This window comes from Myxococcus sp. MISCRS1 (assembly GCF_026626605.1).
GTDB lineage: Bacteria > Myxococcota > Myxococcia > Myxococcales > Myxococcaceae > Myxococcus > Myxococcus fulvus.
The window spans coordinates 6,810,717-6,828,860 of sequence record NZ_JAPNKB010000001.1 but is presented as its reverse complement, the minus strand read 5'-3'; the positions used below and the strand labels follow the sequence as shown (position 1 = coordinate 6,828,860).

The window sequence follows — 18,144 nt, the reverse complement described above, 5'->3', positions numbered from 1 at the left end:
TATGAACAGTCCGTGGCCGTTGACCTGCTCCGACTCCTCCGCATCGCCACCGTCGCCCTGCTCCTGAGCATGGCGGGTTGTGCCACCACGTCCACGCCGCCCCCGGGACCCAAGGTCGCCAGGCTCGACATCGAGGGCACGAAGCAGGTGAGCGAGGGCGACATCAAGGACCGCATCCTCACGTCGCAGACGCCGTGGTGGGCGTTCTGGCCGTTCGGCGGGCCCAACTACTTCGACCCCAACGCGTGGCAGGCGGACCTGCGCCGCATCGAGCGCTACTACCAGGCCCAGGGCTACTACCAGGCGGAGGTGGTGGACAGCGAGGTGAAGCCCAAGGGCGACGCGGTGGAGCTCTTCGTGGAGGTGAACGAGGGCGAGCCCACGCGCATCGGCGACATCACCATCGAGGGGCTGCAGGCGCTGCCGGAGGAGGAGCGCGGCAAGCACCGCGAGCGGCTCGAGTCGAAGCTGCCCTTCAAGAAGGGCGACATCTTCCGCGAGGGGCCGTGGGAGGAGTCCAAGGGCGCGATGCAGGAGCAGCTGCGCGAGCAGGGCTACGCGGAGGCCGAGGTGTCGGGCGAGGTCCAGGTGGACGTGGACACGAAGCTGGCCCGGGTGCGGCTCGACGTGAAGCCGGGGCTTCGCTACCGCTTCGGCAACACCTTCGTGGCCACGGACGCCAACCCCGAGGTGCCTCCGCGCCGCATCATCGAGCAGGTGCAGGGCGCGCTGCGCAAGGGGGACTGGTACAGCGAGACGGCGCTCGCGGAGGCGCAGGCGCGCGTGTTCCGCATGGGCGTGTTCGGCGCGGTGAAGGTGAACCGGGGCGCGCCGGACCGCGAGTCCGCCACGGTGCCCGTCGTGGTGGACGTGCGCGAGGCGCCGTTCCGCTCGGTGCGGCTGGGTGGTGGTATCGGCGTGGACGCCGCGCGCCAGGAGGTCCGCGCGCTGGGTGAGTGGACACACCGCAACTTCCTGGGCGGCCTGCGCCGGGTGACGGTGCGGGGGCGCGCCGGTTACGCCTTCATCCCCAACATCCTGAGCACGTCGAAGCAGGGCCCCGTGTTCGAGGTGACGGGCGAGTACGAGCAGCCGCGCTTCCTCTTCCGGGACCTGCGCCAGCAGACCTCGCTCACGCTGGAGAAGGGCCTGGAGCAGGCCTACGACTTCTACGGCGGCCGGTTGCAGACGGGCGTCATCTGGCAGCCGCACCGCAACTTCTCCGTCTTCCCGTCCTACAACCTCCAGGTGTACCGGCTGTCGGGTCGGGTGAGCGCGGACTCGCGCGTGCCGCCCGTCATCCTGGGCTGCGGCGAGGGGCAGACGCGCTGTGACGTGTCGCTCTCCTTCCTGGAGGTCGCGTTCGCGTGGGACCGGCGCGACGACCCGGTGGAGCCGCGCGACGGCTACTACGTGAGCATGTCCGTGCAGAAGGGCGGCGGCTTCCTGCAGGGTGACTTCAACTACGTGCGGCTGCTGCCGGACCTGCGCTTCTACCGCTCCTTCGGCGAGGAGAAGCGCGTGGTGCTGGCGGGCAAGCTGCGGATGGGGACGCTCAACCCGGCGGGAAACTCGCAGAGCTCCATCGTCACGCGCTTCTTCTCCGGCGGCGCCACGTCCATGCGCGGCTTCAACGGCCAGCGCCTGTCGCCCCTGGCCGCGCTGGAGAAGCAGGAGGACACCAACGGGGACGGCGAGCCGGACACCCCGGTGCAGAACGAGGAGTGGGAGACGGTGCCGGTGGGCGGCAACAGCCTGATAGAGACCTCGCTGGAGCTGCGCTACCAGATCACCGAGAGCATCATGCTGGCGACGTTCTGGGACTCGGGCCTGGTGGGCGTGGAGGGCTTCGACTCGCCGCGCGCGCCGCGGCTGTTCGGTCCCGAGCACTACCACGCGGTGGGCCTGGGGCTGCGCTACCTGACGGTGGTGGGCCCCATCCGCCTGGACATCGCGCGGCGGCTCAACCTGGGCCAGGGATTGCCCGTGGCCACGCCGGGGTACATCTATCCGTCCTCCGGTGGATGCTTCGGCATTGGCAGCAAGTGGAAGCCGGATGGACCCACCTCCCGGCAGGCGACCTTCGCGGGGGCCCCTGACGGACAGTGCGCGCTGCACCTGTCGATTGGAGAGGCGTTTTGAGCCGGCGACGCTGGGGGCGACGACTGCTGTGGGGGCTGCTGGGCGGCCTGGCCTTCATCGTGCTCGCCGTGGTGGGCGTGCTCGTCTGGGCAACGTCCGCGCCGGGCGAGCGGTTCCTGGTGGGCAAGGGGCTTCAAATCGCCAACGAGCAGTTCTCCGGCAGGCTCGAAGTCGGGGGCCTGGACCTGGCGCCGCCGGGCGCGGTGCTCACCGGGGTGAAGCTGTATGACCCGGAGGGAGAGCTGGTCGCGGAGATTGCCCGCGTCGAGGCCCGCGTGCGGCTGGGCGGACTCCTCCAGCAACAGGTCCGATTGACGGAGGCCCGCATCGAGGCGCCCCGCCTCTACCTCGCGCAGGACGAGCGCGGGTTGAACCTGTCGCGCGCGATTGCGCCCCGCGTGCCCAAGCCCGAGGAGCCGCCCGGTCCGCGCGGCAAGCTGCGCGTGGACCTGGACGCGCTGGTGCTCCAGGACGGCTACGTCGACTTCCGGCAGGAGTTGGAGGACGGCGGCGAGCGGCACGCGCGGCTGGAGGACCTGGACGCCACGGCCTCCGGACACTTCGCCGCGGCGACGCAGGGCTTCGGCGCCACGCTGGAGGCCACCGCGGCCCTGACGCAGCCGACGAAGGGCCCGGTGAAGCTGAGCCTCAAGGGCGGCGGCGAGGAGGGCGCGCTCGACGCGGACGTGAAGCTGGAGCTCGCGGGGCTCCTGCTGGACGCGAGCGCCAACGCGAAGCTCCCCGCGGAGACGCCGCCCGGCCAGCCTCCTGGCGCCCTGAAGGCGGACCTGGTGGTGCGCAAGCTCACCGTGCCGCCGGAGCTGCCGCGCGGCTTCGTGCCCTCGTGGCCCCTGCTGGTGCCCGTGCACGTGGAGGGCACGGCGGGCATCGAGGGTGACTTGGCCCAGGCCCAGCTGTCCGGCAAGGCGGCGGACGCGACGCTCGAGCTGAAGGGCGACGTGGACCTGGAGCGCCTGCGCACCAACGGCGTCACCGTGAAGCTGCGCGGCGTGGACCTGTCCGCGCTGGTGGCCGAGGGGCCGAAGACGAGCCTATCCGCGGACCTGAGCGCGAAGGGCGGCGGCACCCGCCTGGAGACGCTCGACGGCGAGGTGGACCTCACCGTGTCGCCGTCGCGCTTCAAGGGCCAGCCACTGGGGCCCGTGGAGCTGCACGCGAAGGCGAAGGATGGCCAGTACACGCTGTCGCGGCTCCTGGTGCTGGTGCCGGGCGCCTCGCTCCAGGCCAAGGGCCAGGGCACGACGCAGGCGGTGCGCATCGACGGTGGGCTGACGGCGGGCAACCTGGCCCTGCTGTCCGACTCGCTGACGAAGCTGCTGCCCGGCGCGGTGCCGCCCATCTCCGGCAGCGGCACGCTGGAGTTCAAGGTGGAGGGCCCCGTGCGCGCGCCCGGCGTGGTGGCGCAGGGCAACTTCACGTCGCTGACCTACGGCGACTACGCGATTCGCAACCTCACGCTGAACGCGGAGGTGCCGGACGCCACCCGCCCGCTGACGACCGACGCGACGCTGGTGGTGGGCGTGCTGAAGGTGGGCGAGCGGATGTTCCGCGACGTGTCCGTGGGCATCGCCACCGAGGAGCGCCGCCTGGAGGCCAGCGTGCGCGTCATGGGCGACACGGCGCTGGGGCTGACGCTCGCGGGGCTGGTGGACGACGACGGCATGGGGCTGGCGCTGGAGGCGCTGACCTTGTCGTGGCCGGAGGCGACGTGGAAGCTGCAAGGCCCCACGCACGTGGGCTTCGGCGGGGGCAAGGTGGAGGTGGAGCCCGCGCTGCGGCTCGGCTCGGGCGGACAGGCGCTGGGCGTGCGCGCCCTGCTGGTCAACGAGCGGCTGACGGCGCGCGTGGACCTGGAAGCGGTGGACCTGTCGCTGTTGCCGCGCGTCGCGGTGCCGGAGTCGCTGGGGCTGGGCGGCACGGTGTCGGGCTTCGTCACCGCGCAGGGCCGGATGCCGCGTCCGGACGCGCAGGTGAAGCTGAGCTGGAGCGACGGGCGCGCCAAGGGCTACGAGGACCTGCAGCTCGCGCTGGACGCGACGTACGTGAAGGACCGCGCGCAGGGCACGCTCTCCGCGGGCCTGCCGGTGGCGAAGCTCACCGCGAACTTCGACGTGCCGGTGCAGGGCGTGCTGAAGCGGCGCAAGGACACGTTGTCGCTCAAGGCGAACCTCGAGGGCGTGGACCTGGCCGGGGTGATGAAGCTGCTCGAGCGTCCGGAGCCGGTGAGCGGCACCGTGTCCGCCCAGCTCGTGGTGGACGGCACCGCGAGGGACCCGCGCCTGGACTTCGTGTTGCTCGGCCAGCAGGTGAACTACAGCGCGCCGCCCCCGGGCTTCGCCCTGAAGGCCCCGCTGGACTTCGACCTGCGCGCGGCCTCCGACAAGGAGGACGGCACGCTGGACGCGCGCCTGGACATGCGCGGGCTGGGCACCCAGCAGACGTACGTGGTGCTGCGCACGCCCTTCACGGTGGGCGGGATGATGGCGCGGCCGCCGCAAGCCGAGGACCTCCTCTCCGCGTCGGTGGACCTGGAGGCCCGCGTGGCGGAGCTGCCCCTGGCCCAGTTCGAGGGCGTGGGCGGACTGCAGAAGCCCGGCGGCAACGTGTCGGTGCAGCTCAACCTCACCGGCTCCGCGCTGGTGCCCCAGGCGCGCCTGAGCGTGCTGGGCGTGGGGCTCACCGCGTACGGGCTGCCGCCGATGAACAGCCAGCTGGGCGTGGTGGGTGACGACCAGGACGTGCGCGTGACGCTGGCCGCGCAGCGCGAGGACGGGCCCCTGGCGCAGCTGGACCTCACGCTGGACGCGCCGCTGGGCGCGCTGCAGGACCAGGAGGTCTACGGACACATCCCCTTCCAGCTCAAGGGCCGGTTGGGCCCGGTGTCGCTGCAGCAGCTGCCCGGCGTGGCCAAGGCGCGCGCCACGGGTGAGCGCGCGCAGCGGACGGGCGCGCCGTCGTCCCAGAAGGGCCTGCAGGGCGAGCTGGCGGTGGAGCTGGCCGCGCGAGGCACGCTGGACGCGCCGCGCATGGAGCTGACCGCCGGCGTGCAGAAGCTGGGCATGGGCGCGCTGGCGCTGGGGCAGGCGCGGTTGCAGTACGGCTACCAGGACGCGCGCTCCAAGTTCGACGTGCTGCTCACCGCGCCGTCGGGCGGCACCATGATGGTGGACGGCGGCCTGGAGCTGGACGTATCGCTGCCCGCGATTCGCCGCGGCCTGGACACCTCGCGCGCGCCCATGGAGGTGACGCTGCAGGCGAAGGACTTCGACCCGTCGTTCCTGTCCGGCGCGGCGGAGATGCTGCGCAGCATCGGCGGGCTGATTCAGGCGGACGCGAAGCTCGCGGGCACGCTCGCGGTGCCCACCTTCCAGGGGTCGATGAAGTGGAAGGACGGCAAGCTCGCGCTGATGGGGCTGGGTGAGTACCGCGACATCCAGCTGGCGCTGGAGGCCAGCCAGGAGCGCCTGGCCATCAACACGCTGTCCATGAAGGCCGGCGGCGGCACCGTCTGGCTGGACGCGCCGCTGACGGCCACGCGCACCCCCCGGGGCGAGTACGAGCTGACCAGCCCCCAGGACAACCCCTACCCGCTGCGCGCCCGCGACTTCCCCATCGTCTTCGACGACCAGCTGATGGCGGTGCTGAGCCTGCGCGCGAAGGTGGAGGGCACTATCTCCGAGCGGCTGGTCAACCTGCGCAACGTCTCCGTGCCGGAGGCCACCGTCGAGCTGCCCGAGGCCAAGCGCAAGGACCTCCAGGACCTGGAGCGCCCCGGCGACGTGGTGCTCGTGCGCAACGGTCAGCCCATCGAGCGGCGCAAGCGCAAGCAGCCCCAGCAGCCCTCGCCCGGAGACCCCGAGCCCGAGGTCGCCGCGGGTCCGGCCACGGAGCCTCCGACGCCCGCCGACGCGGAGGAGGACCTGGAGACGGGCGACGAGCCGAAGCCCCAGCGCGCGTACTGGGTGAACGTGAACGCGCCGCGCAACATCTGGGTGAAGGGCAGCGACCTCAACGTGGAGCTGGGTCTGTCGGAGGACTTCCGCGTCGAGTACACCGACGTGGCGCGCCTCTTCGGACAGGTGCGCGTGCTGCGCGGCCGCGTGGACGTGCTGGGCCGCCGCTTCGACGTGCAGCGCGACAGCCTGGTGAGCTTCACCGGCCCGCCCACCGTCCCGTACATCAACGTCACCGCGGAGCACCGCGCCGAGAGCTCCAACATCACGGTGTACGTCACCATCCGGGGCCAGGGCCGCGACATCACCCTGAAGCCCACGAGCGAGCCGCCCCTGCCCGAGTCCGAAATCTACACGCTGCTCGCCACCGGCCGGCGCACGCTGGAGCGAGGCTCCGGCGCGTCCATGACGGCCAGCGCGCAGGCGGCCTCCGTGGTGGGCTCGCTCGTCGCCAACGAGGCGCGCAAGGCGCTGGCCGCGAAGCTGCCGCTGGACGTGCTGTCGATTGAAGCCGGCGGCGCGGGCATCGCCGGCACCAAGCTGGAGGTGGGCACCTACGTCACCGACAAAATCTACGTCGGCTACACCGGACGCGTGGGCGCCAACATCCAGCAGGGAGAGAACTCCAACGCGGTCCGCTTCGAGTACCAGTTCGGACCGCGCTGGAGCCTGGAAGGACAGTACGGCGACGCCCGCTCGGGCGGCCTCGACCTCATCTGGACCAACGAGTACTGAGGGCCGCCCTCCAAGCGCGAGGGGGCTACAGCCAGTACATCTCGAAGCACGCGCCCACCGGGCCCGCGCCGCTGTTGGGCGCCATGGGCGAGCTCACCCACGCGCCGCCCACGCCGCACTGGCTCCACTGCTGGTTCGACGAGGACTGCACGCAGGTGCGCGCGGGCACCGAGCGGCCCAGCGTGGCGGACGAGCACCACGGCCACGCCTGGGTGCAGTTGGTGGGGCGCGTGGTGCTGCCCGCGGTGAAGACGCCGGAGACGCACTGGCGCCACATCGCATCGGACGAGCTCTGCACGCAGCCGAGCTCCGGCACCGTCGTGCCCGCCGTCTCCGACACGCAGCCCGTGGACGTCGGGGCCCCCCAGTTGAAGCCGCCATCCGCGTACCGGTGGTAGATGACCGACACCAGCGACGAGCCGCCCACCGTCGTGCGGCCACACTGCGTCGCGTACGCGCCCACCCAGGGCGTGTACGTGTAGAGCGCCGCGGTGGCCTTGTTGGTCGGCTTCACCGAGCACGGGTCCAACGTCGCCTTCGTCGTGCCCACCTTCCAGCCGGACACGGTGGCCCGCCCCGCGTCCAGGTCCGTGAAGTAGCCGCGCAGCTTCTTCGCCGAGCAATCAATCTGCTTGCCGAAGCCCACGTATTGCGCGTCACACCCGCTGCTGTCGGGACAACCACAGCCGGTCGCCTTGCTCAGGTTGTTGGAGGTGCCGCTCTGCACCAGGCTGGACTCCACCTGGATGCGCGCGAGCATGTACAGCGGGCTGATGCCGAACGCCTTGGAGCGCTCGACGATGAGCGCCGCCGCCGTCTTGTTGCTGAAGGCCGGGTCCCGATACGTGGCCAGGTACGAGCCCTGCTGCGTCAGGAAGGCCTGCACCTGCTCGGTCGTAATCCACTGGTGGCCCAGGAGGTTGTCGTCCTCCAGCAGCCGGTGCATGTCGTACTTCACCGTGGCTCGCTGCAACACCTGTCCGGTCAGCTCGTCGACGAACTCGTCCTGCTCCTCTTCGACAGGGCCACAGCCAACCGCCAACAGCGCGGGCACCATGAGCCACCACAGTCGCGTCTTCATCACGGCCTCGAGGGGAGATGCGCCGTGCCCGCGAGTGAAGCGCTCGCCTCCCAGCGGGCCCGGCAGGGGGGGAGCCTTCTCGTCTACCCGGCCCCTGCCTCACGTCTCAAGAATTTCTTGAATTGAAGGAATGACAGATTATTGGCGCCAAGCTGGATGGGCGCCATGAGCGCGAGCGCTGTCCTGGAGTCCAGGGGACTTGAGGCTCACGCGGCGCGTCGGGCTAGCGTCCCGGGCGTATGCACATGCCCTGCTCGATGTGGCTGAAGCGTCTGGTGGTGGTCAGCTTGTCCCTCGCGGTGCTGGGCGGTTGCTCCAGCTCGGATGACGACGACAAGACACCCGCGGCGGATGGCGGGACGAACAATCCGGATGGGGGTGGCACCGCCAGCGGCGACTGCCTGGGAGAGACGTTCCTGGAGTCGCTGGGCAAGGACCGGCTACTGGTAGGCGCGCAAATGGAGGACAGCACTGCGGCCAGCGCTCCATTCGACGTGCATTACCTGTACATCGCCAGCGGACTGGTGGACTCGAACAACGTGTGCACGTCGTGCACTTCTGGGTGCAGCGCTGGGGGAACATCCTGCGCGAACGGAGAATGCTCGTGGTGGGGGTGCTGGCAGGACCTGTCGCAGCCACCGGGAGACTACATACGCACGTTCGTATCTGCGGCAGCGGGGCGAAAGAAACCGCAGATTCCGTTCATCACGTACTACCAGCAGTTGCTGGGCAGCGTGGGCCCTTCGGGCGAGGGCGAGCAGCAACTCACGGCACTCAACGACGCGGCGGTGATGCGGCGCTACTTCGCGGACTATCGCTTCACGCTGCAGCAGGTGGGCAGCGCGCGCGCCCTGCTCCACCTGGAGCCGGACCTGTGGGGCTATCTCCAGTTCTTCTCCAATGGCAACCCGGACTCGGTGCCCGCGCAGGTGGCGAGCGCGAACAACACGGACTGCGGAGGCATGGCGAACACCGCGTCGGGCCTGAGCCGCTGCATGATTGCGATGGCGCGCAAGTACGCGCCGAACGCGAAGGTGAGCCTGCACGCGAGTCCCTGGTCGACGCGCGTCGACGTGTACCTCAACACCAACGCGTCCTTCGACATCGCGGCCGAGGCGCGCAAGGTGGCCGACTTCCTGTCGAAGCTGGGCGCGGCGGACACGGACTTCATCGTCGTGGAGGCGTCGGACCGCGACGCGGGCTTCTACGACAGCATCGGCGAGGAGACGTGGTGGGACGTGGACAACCGCAAGCTGCCCCACTTCCGCCAGGCCTTCACCTGGGCCGCCGCCATCTCCGAGCGCCTGGGCAAGCCGAACTTCTGGTGGCAGTTGCCGGTGGGCAACATGAGCCTGCCGAACAACAACACGCGCTGGAAGGACAACCGCGTGGACTACTTCTTCTCGCACACCGCGGAGCTCGCCGCCGCGCACTCCGTGGGCTTCTCCTTCGGCGCGGGTGAGGGCCGACAGACGTCGCCGGAGACCGACAACGGCAACCTGGCCAGCCGCGTCCGTGCGTACGAGCAGGCCGGTGGACAGGTGCCTTGCGTGAAGTAGCCGTCCGGACGGAGGCGGGACCGCGGTGAATCGCGCTCCCGCCCCGTTCAGAACAGGCGTGAGTAGGTGGGCCTCGCGTCCGGCCTCGGCGTCCACCGCCGGCCGTCGCGAGGCAGCCAGAGCAGGTGGAAGTGCTCCGCGGGGCCCTCGTAGCGCACCGGGTGCTCGCCGCGCTCGAGCACGAGCTCCGCCTGGGTCACCCGCTGGCCATCGATGAACAGCGCGCCCGTCTCGAGCACGGACGCGGGCTCGACGAAGTAGCGGCCCTGACGCACGGCGAGGAAGCGGTCCTCCAGCCTGTCCCCGTTCGTCACGTCGTACCGCTGTCCCCAGAGGAACAGGTCCCCGTCGTACGGCTGGTAGTGCGTGTCGAGGAACCCGCGCAGCCCGGGCGGCAACCCGGACGTCCGCAGGTCATCCACGCGCAGCACGCAGCCCTTCTCCACCAGCGCCTCGGGCACCTCGCGCGCCAGCAGGTCCGGGATGGCGCCGCGCAGGTACGCGTCCGTGTAGAAGTAGAAGTGCGCGTGCGGCCGGCTCACGTAGCCACCGGAGTTGTCATAGGCCACGTCCTCGGGCGCCGTGAGCGTGGCGATGCGCTCCAGCACCTCCCGCTGTCTGACATTGCCGTCCCCGTCGAGCAGCGACTCCAGTCTCCACACCTGCAGGCAGACCAGCGCTCCCAATGCCACCCCCAGCGCCACCCTCGCGCGCACGTGCTCGACGAGGAAGCCCACCCCACGCGCCATGAACGGCGCGAGCACGCCCAGCCAGGGCAGCAGGCTGTACGGGAAGGGCGCGCGCTGGAGCGCGTACGAGCCGAACGTCGCCACCACCGCGAGCAGCAACGGCAGGTCCGCGTCCGCCCAGCGCTCGGGGCCGGTGCTCCACCACCGCCTCACCGTCGCCGCCACGCCCAGCCCCGCCAGGCCGAAGAGCCACGGCTGCTCACGCAAGACCGGCCCCAGGTAGTCCCACGGCGAGAAGCCGGGATAGTGACGCTGGTGCTCGGCGGCCCACACGAAGCACCATTGCCACCACGCGCTCCACGACGCCGTCGCCGTGAGGTACGCCGCCACCGCCGCGAGCCCCACGCCCGCGCCCGACAGGAACATCCCCGGCTGCGTCACCAGCGCGGGTGCACGTCCGCGCCGAACCATCAGGTCCACCGCGAGCGCCGCGCCCACCACCCCGCCGAAGAACAGCACCTTCTGCGAGGCCCACAGCGCGGCCACGTACGCCAGCCCCGCCACGAAGCCTGGCCACCGCGTCCCCGGCCGCACCGACAGCGCCGCGAGCGCGCCCAGGAACAGCGCCGTGGACAGCGCATCCGGGCGAATCTCCGTGGCGAAGCGCGTGAAGGGCACCAGCGAGAGCAGCAGCACCGGCCCCAGCCAGCGCACGACCGGGCCCTCGCGCCGGTTCAGCACCGCCACCGCGACACAGCTCCCCAACAGCGGCACCAGCATGGCCGCGCGCAACGCGAGCACGCCCCTGGGCGAGTCCCCCAGCAGCCAGAACAGCGGCGCCAGCGCCTGGTACACGAGCGGGAAGTGCACCTCGAAGAAGTCCCGGTAGGGCACCTGCCCCTTCGAGACGAGCCACGCCGCATGGGCATACTGGAACTCGTCGATGCTGAAGGCCTTGTGCAAGGCCAGCCGCGCGGCCAGCACCCCCAACCCCAGGAGTCCCAGCCCAAGTCCCACGCGCGTCCACCGTGCGTCCGTCATCGGCCGCCCTCTTACCCCGAATCCCTCCCACCTCCTGGGGTGGTCCTGACCGCATGAACCGAGCATCAACTTTTGATAGTAGGGAACTATTTTGACCCAGTTGTGCATCCCGCTCTTTCCGTGTATCTCGTCTTTACCCTGTGAGCTTCAAGGGGAGCGGGCCGCCCCCTCATCCCGTGACGACACCTCCAGGTCGGGGCGGCCCGCGTCATTTCGCAGAGGGGGAATCACCACATGTCTCAGCACCAGCCGTGGGGCGCCAGGCGCTCCGCGATTGCTCGTTCATGTCTTGGGGCCGTTGGAGCCGTGGCGTTGGTCTGGGGAGCCGTCGCGCCGGGGAGCGCGCAGGCCGCCCTCCAATATCCACCGATGGACCTCAACGCACACTGCGTGCAGCGCTACGGCTCGGGAGCCTTCGCCACGCTGACCGCGAACAATGCGTATGGCTGGTCCTGCTACAAGAATGGCCAGTACCTGGGAATGGACCTCAACCAGGCGTGCCAGACGCAGCACACGAATGGCTTCCAGGCCGCGTACCGCAACTTCAACGACGCCTATTCCTGGTACTGCCAGCTGCGCGCGAACTACACGTCGCAGAAGGGGCAGGTCCACTCGCTCTTCGTGTGGAAGGGGCAGTACGTCGCCCTGCGCACGCCGGACACCACCACCTGTGACGTGAATCGCATCAGCCTGCTGGTGGATGGGTTCGACCGGGGCTACCTCTTCTACAGCGACGTCACGGGCCGCACGCCCTCGCTGTTCCGCAACTACCAGGGCCTGGACAGCATGGCGGTGCTGCCGTCCGGCTACGTGACGGGCTGCCCGAGCGCGTCGGACCCGGCCTGCGGTGAGATTGCCCAGACGGGCATCGAGTTCAAGTACGACCTGTACAACGCGAACATCTGCACCGACGCCGCGCTGAGCCTGCACAACCAGGTGGGCTTCTACGAGCTGGGCCGCAACTTCTGGTTCTACAGCGGCCAGCTCTCGTCCACGAACAGCAACTACGCCCACGCGATGACGACGGGCTACGCGGTGCTGATGCGGTTCCTGTCCATGGAGTACACGGGGCTCGCCGTCTCCTCGAGCCACTCCACCCTCCACACCAACGTGAAGAAGCTGGTGGACACGTACGCGTCCGCCACGGTGGCGTGCGGCACGGCGGGGGCCACCAGCACGCCCACGCCCTCGAACAGCTCGCTCTGCTACAAGCACGACTGGACGAACACGCTCCTGGCCAACCAGGGCCTCAACGGGCTGGGGACCACGGACCTGTTCGCGTCCTTCGTGATGCGCCTCAAGCGCCAGCACAACTGGGCCTTCGTCTTCCAGCTCTGGCGCAAGGTGGGCGCGCTGAGCAGCGTGACGAGCCCGTACTCCTCGGCGGACAACTTCGTGCTCGCCGCCAGCCGCGCGGCGAACGTCAACCTGTCCGACGTGTTCGCGGACGCGTGGCGGTGGCCGCTGAGCAGCTCCATCCGCATCACCCTGCAGAACGAGTTCGGCAACCCGGTGAGCGCCGCGCCGTACCTGGTCCCGGACCCCTGAGGTCCACCGGTGGGCGGTGCGTCTCGCCGCTCACCGGTCCAGTCGACGACGGGAGCGGGCGCGCGCGGCCTCCAGCGCCGAGTCCACGCCGCCCTCCCCTGATGGTTTCGCCCCGGAGGTGTCTGTCTTCGGCTCCGGGGTGCTCGAAGTGGACGCGGGCGACTCCAAGGCGCCCCGTGTGCTGTCGGGTGCGGGCATCGTCACGCCGGGAGCGGCCCCTCTCGGCGTGGCGGTGCCCTGTGACGTCGCGGTGGCCACGCGCTGCCGGGGCGCGGAGAGGAAGCGCCTCACGGCCACCTCGGAGAGCAACACCAGCATCGCCAGCGAGATGAGCCAGGGCGCCAGCGCGAGCTGGCCCTCGGACTCGGGGGCCTCGGCGAAGAGGCCCGTCATGGACAGCCGCTCCACGCCTCCGCCCACGGCGGCGAGGGCGCGCAATAGCTCCAGTCCCTCCTTCGGACTTCCTGGCTCGAACTCCGGGGCGTATGGCAGCGCGACGGGCGGTGCCCTCAAGGCGCGCGTGCCCACGCGGACCACCGGGTGCCACGTGCCGCTCCCCTCCAGCGGGAGCTCCGCCACCAGCCGGTCGTCGTCCTCCCAGCGCATGGGGACCTCCACCGGCTCCGACTTGCCATCGCCCGCGAGCAACATCATCGAGGGCAGCGTGCCGGGCAGCGGCGCCTCGGGAGGCAGGTCCAGCGTCACCCGCAGGAGGTGTCCGCGGCGCTCGGAGCGCACCACCGCCTCGCCCAGCGGAGACGCGCCCGCCAGCGTCCAGCGCACCATCGCCTCCAGCGTCGCGCGCAGCGAGGCCCACTGGCGCAGCTCTCCGGTGAACGGGCCGTCGACCTCGGCGGTGAAGGCCACGGTGCGGCCCGCGCCTCGGGGCCACATCGCGAGGACCGGGGCCGCGTGGGTGTCGAGCGTGCGCAGCGCCACGTTGGCTTGAGGGCGCAGGTACGTGAGGTTGTAGCCGCCCACCTGGGGCAGGCCCTCGGAGGGGAGCCGGCCCAGGAGCGGCAGGTCGGGCGCGGCCTCCATCGACACGGGCTCGTCGATGAACGTGGCCCGGGCGACCGCGAGCGTCTCCTGGCTGAAGATGCGCGGAAGGCTCATCGCATCCTCGGCGAAGTAGATGCGCCCGCCGCCGCGCTGGGCGACTTCCATGAGGAGCTTGGCGTCGGAGTCCTTCGGTGTGCCCAGGCCGATGACCGACACCGTCACCGACTTGGATTGGAGCTCCTCGAGCGTGCGCCGGAAGTCGTCGGGCTCCTCGGAGTCGGCCGCGTCAGAGAAAAGCAGCACGTGGCGCGTGGCCTTGTCGCTCTGGAGGATTTGCTTGCGGCCGGAACGCAGCGCCTCGCCCACGTAGATGCCGCCGCCTCCGCTGAAGCCCTGGGCGACCTTGTCGAAGGGCAGGCCCGCCTGGACCGAGCGCAGCGGGAAGATTTCGTGGGTCTCCGTGTCGATCATGTGCACGGAGGCCTCGTCCTGGGGGTTGAGCAGCGAGAGCGCGGCGACGACGCCCTCGGCGGCGACCTCCATCTTGGTGCGCCCGTCGGGCACGGTGACGCCCATGGAGCACGAGCAGTCCATCAGGATGCTGATGGCGATGGAGGCGCGGCGGACCTCCTCGCGCATCTCCAGCGACACGGGGAGAAGGGGCTCGATGGGCGAGCGACGGTAGCCGCCCTCGCCGAAGCTCTCGCGTCCGCCGGTCATCACGAGCCCGCCGCCGGCCTGCTCCACGTAGGACGCGAGCGCGTTGAGGCCCGGTTCGCCGAGCAGGTTCGCGTCCACGTTCTCGAGCACCACGCTGCCCACGCCGTCCAGGTCATCGAGGGACAGGCGGAAGGGGGCGCGGACATCGACGAGCAGGCCCGTGGCCTGGAGCGCCTGCGCGAGCGTGCCCTTGGGTTGGTGGGTGAGCAGCAGCACGCGGCCCGGGCCCTCGACGCGCAGCACCGCGAGGCCCTTGTCGTTCTCCACCACGCCGTCGCCGGGGACCTCCACGGTGAGCTGGTAGCGCGCGAGGCCGGGCTCCTCGATGAGGTCCCTGAGCGGCAGCACGTTGGGGCCGGGCAGGAAGTCGAAGGGACCTTTCACGAGCACGCGGCCGTTGCGCTCCAGGCGCACGGTGCCGGTGACGGCCGCCGAGGCGTACACCTGGGCGGAGAACTGGAAGGGCTCGCGCGCGGCCATGACGGTGGGCACGTCGAGCGAGACGACGGCGACGTCCAGCGCGGGCTCGGGCCGGGCGAGCTGTCGCCAGTCCACGGCGATGCCTCGGGCCGCGAGCCTGCGCGCCGCGCCTCGTGCATCCGTGCCGGTGGCGCGGCCGTCGGAGAGGACGAGCACGCGGCCCGTGCGCTCCTGCGGGATGAGGACATTGGCGGCGTCGAGCGCGGCGGAGAGGTCCGAAGCCTCGGCGTCCAACGGTCGGCTGAAGCCACCGAAGGCGCCGACCGAGGACAGGGGCTGTTCCACCCGGGCCTCGCGGCCGAAGGTGATGACGCCCACGCGGTCGCCGGGGCGCCGCTGGGATTCCAGGTGCGAGACGAGCTCCTGGGCCGTGCGGTCCACGTCGCGAGGCATGGACGCGGAGCGGTCCACCACGACGACCACGTCACTGCCCGCGTCCTCGCGGCGGCAGCTCGGGCCGGACAGCGCGCCGACCACCAGCACGAGCAGCGTGGCGCGCAGCCACATCGGCGGACCGGGCCTGCGGCCGTACTTCCACAGGAAGAGGCCGAGCGGGATGAGCAGCATCCACGCCTGCGGGAGCGCGAAGGTCATGACACCCGCCTCGTGACGTAGAAGTCGCCCATCAGCGCGAGCAGGAGCAGCACCAGCGGCCAGCGCATCCGCTCGGAGGCCCCTGCTCCCTCTGCATCCTCGCCGGACTCACGCGGGGGGATGTCCACGCTGCCGCGTCCGCGCAGGTCCGACTCGCGCGCATCCATCGTCAGCACCACCGCGGCGTCGACGACTTCACCGTCGCGCTCCAGTTCGTAGCGTCCAGGCGAGGAAGGCGGAGGCAGGCTCACCGCGCCCGCGCCGAACACGGGCTTCTCTCCCTCCGGCCCCACCAGTGTGTAGCGCTCGCCGGGCAGCGTCACCACCTGGAGCGGCTCGCCCAGCGAGAGCTGCCTTCGCGCGAAGCCCTCTCGTGAGCGACGCGCCTCGCGCACCACGTTGCCCAGCAACACCGGCCACGCGGACACACGCTGCACATTGGAGCGAGCCAGGTCGATGTTGAGGTGCACACGTCCGTCCTCTCCCTCCGACACCAGCACCGCTTCCCCCGCGGTGATGAGCGGACGTCCGGGCGGATTCTCCCCCGCGGACCAACGCACGCCCGCGAGCTGCACGTCGTCGAGCAGCGGATGTCCCTTCTCGGAGAAGAACGGCCCCACGAAGGTCCGGGGCTTGCCCGTGGCTCCCACCGTCACCCTTGCATCCGTGCCTTGCGGACCGATGAGCAACACGTCCTCCGCCGCGGCCTCGCGCGACAGGTCCGGGATGGCCGAGACGAAGCGCTCCAGCGCGCCCCGCTCCAGCGGCCCCAGCCCCTGCGCCAGACGCACCGCGAGCGGCCGCGCCGACGACACGGGCAGCGTCGCCCGGTTGTCCTCCGGCAGTGCATCCGGAGCGATGAAGACACTCACCTCGCCCGCGTCCTGGAACGTGACGCGCACCGTGGCTGTCTCCCCATCCTTGAACGACACCGTCTCCGCGCGCGACGTCCCCTGCTTCGCGCCCGCCCCAGGCTGCGCGGTCATCCGCACCGACACCGAGTCCGGACTCACACCGAAGCGCGCCACCCGCAACGTCACCGTCGACGCACCGCCTTCGTCCTTCCGCTGCGCGGAGACGAGCGCCACGTTGTCGCGCGCCGTGCCCAGCGCCGTCCACCGCACCGGCGCGGGCACCACGAGCCCCTCGGCCGGCGGCGCATCGGTGAAGAAGTCCACGTGCTTCCCCGGTCCCGCGAGTTCCTGTGCCCACAACAACGTGGGGATGGGGTCATGGTCCGCGCCCAGCGCATTGAAGGACTCCAGCGCGGCCAACGCCCGCGAAGGCTCCGCCTCCGGCCCCGCGAGCACTCGGGGCGTCATGCCCGTCGCCAGCACCGTCACCCGCGTGGCCTTCGCGGTCTCCACCCGACGCGCGGCCTCGCGGCGAACCATCTCCAGCACCGTCACGTTGTCCGGCCCCCGCGCGGACATGGACAGGCTCCCATCCACCACGAGCACCAGGTGTCGACTCCGAGCCGACTCACCCAGTCGAACATCCGCCAGATACAGCGCCGCGGCGATGACCGCGAGCGCCTCCAGCAGCAGCGACACCTCCCGCGTGAAGCGCTCCCAGCGAGGCCCCGCCTCGGCGCGAGGGCTCGGCGTGCGCCACAGGAACAGCGCGCTCACCACCACCGGCTTCTGCCGCCGCCGCAGGAAGTACGCCGCCACCAACGGCACCAGCGCGCCCAGGGCCAGCAAGCCCCACGGGAAGCCGAAGCTCACGCGCCACCTCCCGCCACGAAGAGCGGATGCAGCGGCCCCGCCACCAGCGCGGCCAGCGACTCCGTGGCTGGCGCCGTCACCAGCAGCCCACGCGCACGCAGCGCCGCGCCCCGCAGCAATCTCTGATGCTCCTCGAAGCGCCGCGCATATGCCGCCAGCACGTCCTCCGTCAGCAGCTCCTCCAACGCCGCGCCGCTCTCCGAGTCCACCAACCTGGCGCCCTCACCTCCCGAAGGCGAAAGGTCCTCCTCATCCAACACCTGCACCAGGAAGCACCCCGCCGCCCCACGCGACAGCCGGGACACCAGCGCGGGCAGGTCCGCCTCGAACAGGAAGTCACTCACCACCACGCGCAGCCCACAGGGCCGGGGCGGAGGCAGTCGCCCCAGCGCCGTCGCCAGGTCATCCCGCGCGTCGAACTCGAGCGCCCGCAGCACCGCCCGACACCCCGCCCCCTGCATCCGCTCCGCGCGGACCGCCGTGGTGAGCAGCGTCGGGCTCAACCCCTGCCGCGCCGCCACCTCGCACACCAGCAGCGCCAGCTCCTTCGCGCACGCGGCCTTGCGCGGCGACAGCGCCATGGAGCGAGAGCCATCCACCACCACCTCCACCCGGGGCGACACCTCGTCCTGCCGCACCCGGAGGATGAGCTCATCGGTCCGCGCCACCGCGTTCCAGTCGAGCTGCCGCAGGTCATCTCCCGGCTGATACGCCCGGAAGTCATGCAGCTCCAGCGAGCTGCCCATCGACGACGCGCGCACCTCGCCCACCCGGCCCCGGTGCGGCCCTCGCGGCAGCGCCAGCGCGAGCCCCGGGGCCAGCCGCCCCACCGCCGCTTCGTCCATGGGAGCG

General features: G+C 71.0%; 9 protein-coding genes. 4 read left to right on the top strand and 5 right to left on the bottom strand.

What is annotated here, in order from left to right; genetic code table 11:
* The first annotated feature begins 12 nt into the window (after positions 1-12).
* Positions 13-2,142, top strand: coding sequence for a BamA/TamA family outer membrane protein (locus tag OWM54_RS27225; protein WP_228556874.1), 2,130 nt, complete (start codon positions 13-15; stop codon positions 2,140-2,142).
* Entirely contained in the window at positions 2,139-6,851 is a 4,713-nt protein-coding gene (locus OWM54_RS27220) for a translocation/assembly module TamB domain-containing protein (protein WP_267699384.1), read from the top strand. The genes OWM54_RS27225 and OWM54_RS27220 overlap by 4 nt, the downstream gene beginning before the upstream one ends.
* A gap of 25 nt (positions 6,852-6,876) precedes the next feature.
* Here OWM54_RS27220 and OWM54_RS27215 read toward each other — a convergent pair whose 3' ends face one another.
* Entirely contained in the window at positions 6,877-7,932 is a 1,056-nt protein-coding gene (locus tag OWM54_RS27215; RefSeq protein WP_267699383.1) for a hypothetical protein, read from the bottom strand.
* A gap of 245 nt (positions 7,933-8,177) precedes the next feature.
* Between OWM54_RS27215 and OWM54_RS27210 the strand changes: the two genes are divergently transcribed.
* Positions 8,178-9,491 (top strand): hypothetical protein, encoded by a 1,314-nt coding sequence (locus OWM54_RS27210; RefSeq protein WP_267699382.1) that lies wholly within the window; start codon positions 8,178-8,180, stop codon positions 9,489-9,491.
* 47 nt (positions 9,492-9,538) lie between these two features.
* Here the strand turns inward: OWM54_RS27210 and OWM54_RS27205 are convergent, their stop codons facing one another.
* Positions 9,539-11,221 (bottom strand): hypothetical protein, encoded by a 1,683-nt coding sequence (locus OWM54_RS27205; RefSeq protein ID WP_267699381.1) that lies wholly within the window; start codon positions 11,219-11,221, stop codon positions 9,539-9,541.
* Positions 11,222-11,590: 369 nt separating this feature from the next.
* Here OWM54_RS27205 and OWM54_RS27200 point away from each other — a divergent pair, with 369 nt between their 5' ends.
* Complete coding sequence (locus tag OWM54_RS27200; protein WP_223782622.1) at positions 11,591-12,769, top strand: calcium-binding protein; 1,179 nt, start codon at positions 11,591-11,593, stop codon at positions 12,767-12,769.
* A gap of 30 nt (positions 12,770-12,799) precedes the next feature.
* On the opposite strand, the gene OWM54_RS27195 is transcribed toward OWM54_RS27200, so the two are convergent.
* From OWM54_RS27195 to OWM54_RS27185, 3 genes are read right to left on the bottom strand one after another with little or no spacing between them, the layout of a single operon-like run.
* Positions 12,800-15,565: a VWA domain-containing protein gene (locus OWM54_RS27195; RefSeq protein WP_267699380.1), complete on the bottom strand. Its 2,766-nt coding sequence runs from the start codon at positions 15,563-15,565 to the stop codon at positions 12,800-12,802.
* Positions 15,562-17,292 (bottom strand): vWA domain-containing protein, encoded by a 1,731-nt coding sequence (locus OWM54_RS27190; protein WP_267699379.1) that lies wholly within the window; start codon positions 17,290-17,292, stop codon positions 15,562-15,564. Before OWM54_RS27190 ends, OWM54_RS27195 begins: the two co-directional genes overlap by 4 nt.
* Entirely contained in the window at positions 17,289-18,137 is an 849-nt protein-coding gene (locus OWM54_RS27185) for a DUF58 domain-containing protein (RefSeq protein WP_267699378.1), read from the bottom strand. Before OWM54_RS27185 ends, OWM54_RS27190 begins: the two co-directional genes overlap by 4 nt.
* Between the last annotated feature and the right edge of the window lie 7 nt (positions 18,138-18,144).

Excerpts from the sequence above, each read along its gene's own strand:
- OWM54_RS27215 (WP_267699383.1), bottom strand. The coding sequence starts at position 7,932 with ATGAAGACGCGACTGTGGTGGCTCATGGTGCCCGCGCTGTTGGCGGTT.
- OWM54_RS27210 (WP_267699382.1), top strand. The coding sequence starts at position 8,178 with ATGCCCTGCTCGATGTGGCTGAAGCGTCTGGTGGTGGTCAGCTTGTCC.
- OWM54_RS27205 (WP_267699381.1), bottom strand. The coding sequence starts at position 11,221 with ATGACGGACGCACGGTGGACGCGCGTGGGACTTGGGCTGGGACTCCTG.
- OWM54_RS27200 (WP_223782622.1), top strand. The coding sequence starts at position 11,591 with ATGGACCTCAACGCACACTGCGTGCAGCGCTACGGCTCGGGAGCCTTC.
- OWM54_RS27195 (WP_267699380.1), bottom strand. The coding sequence starts at position 15,565 with ATGACCTTCGCGCTCCCGCAGGCGTGGATGCTGCTCATCCCGCTCGGC.
- OWM54_RS27185 (WP_267699378.1), bottom strand. The coding sequence starts at position 18,137 with ATGGACGAAGCGGCGGTGGGGCGGCTGGCCCCGGGGCTCGCGCTGGCG.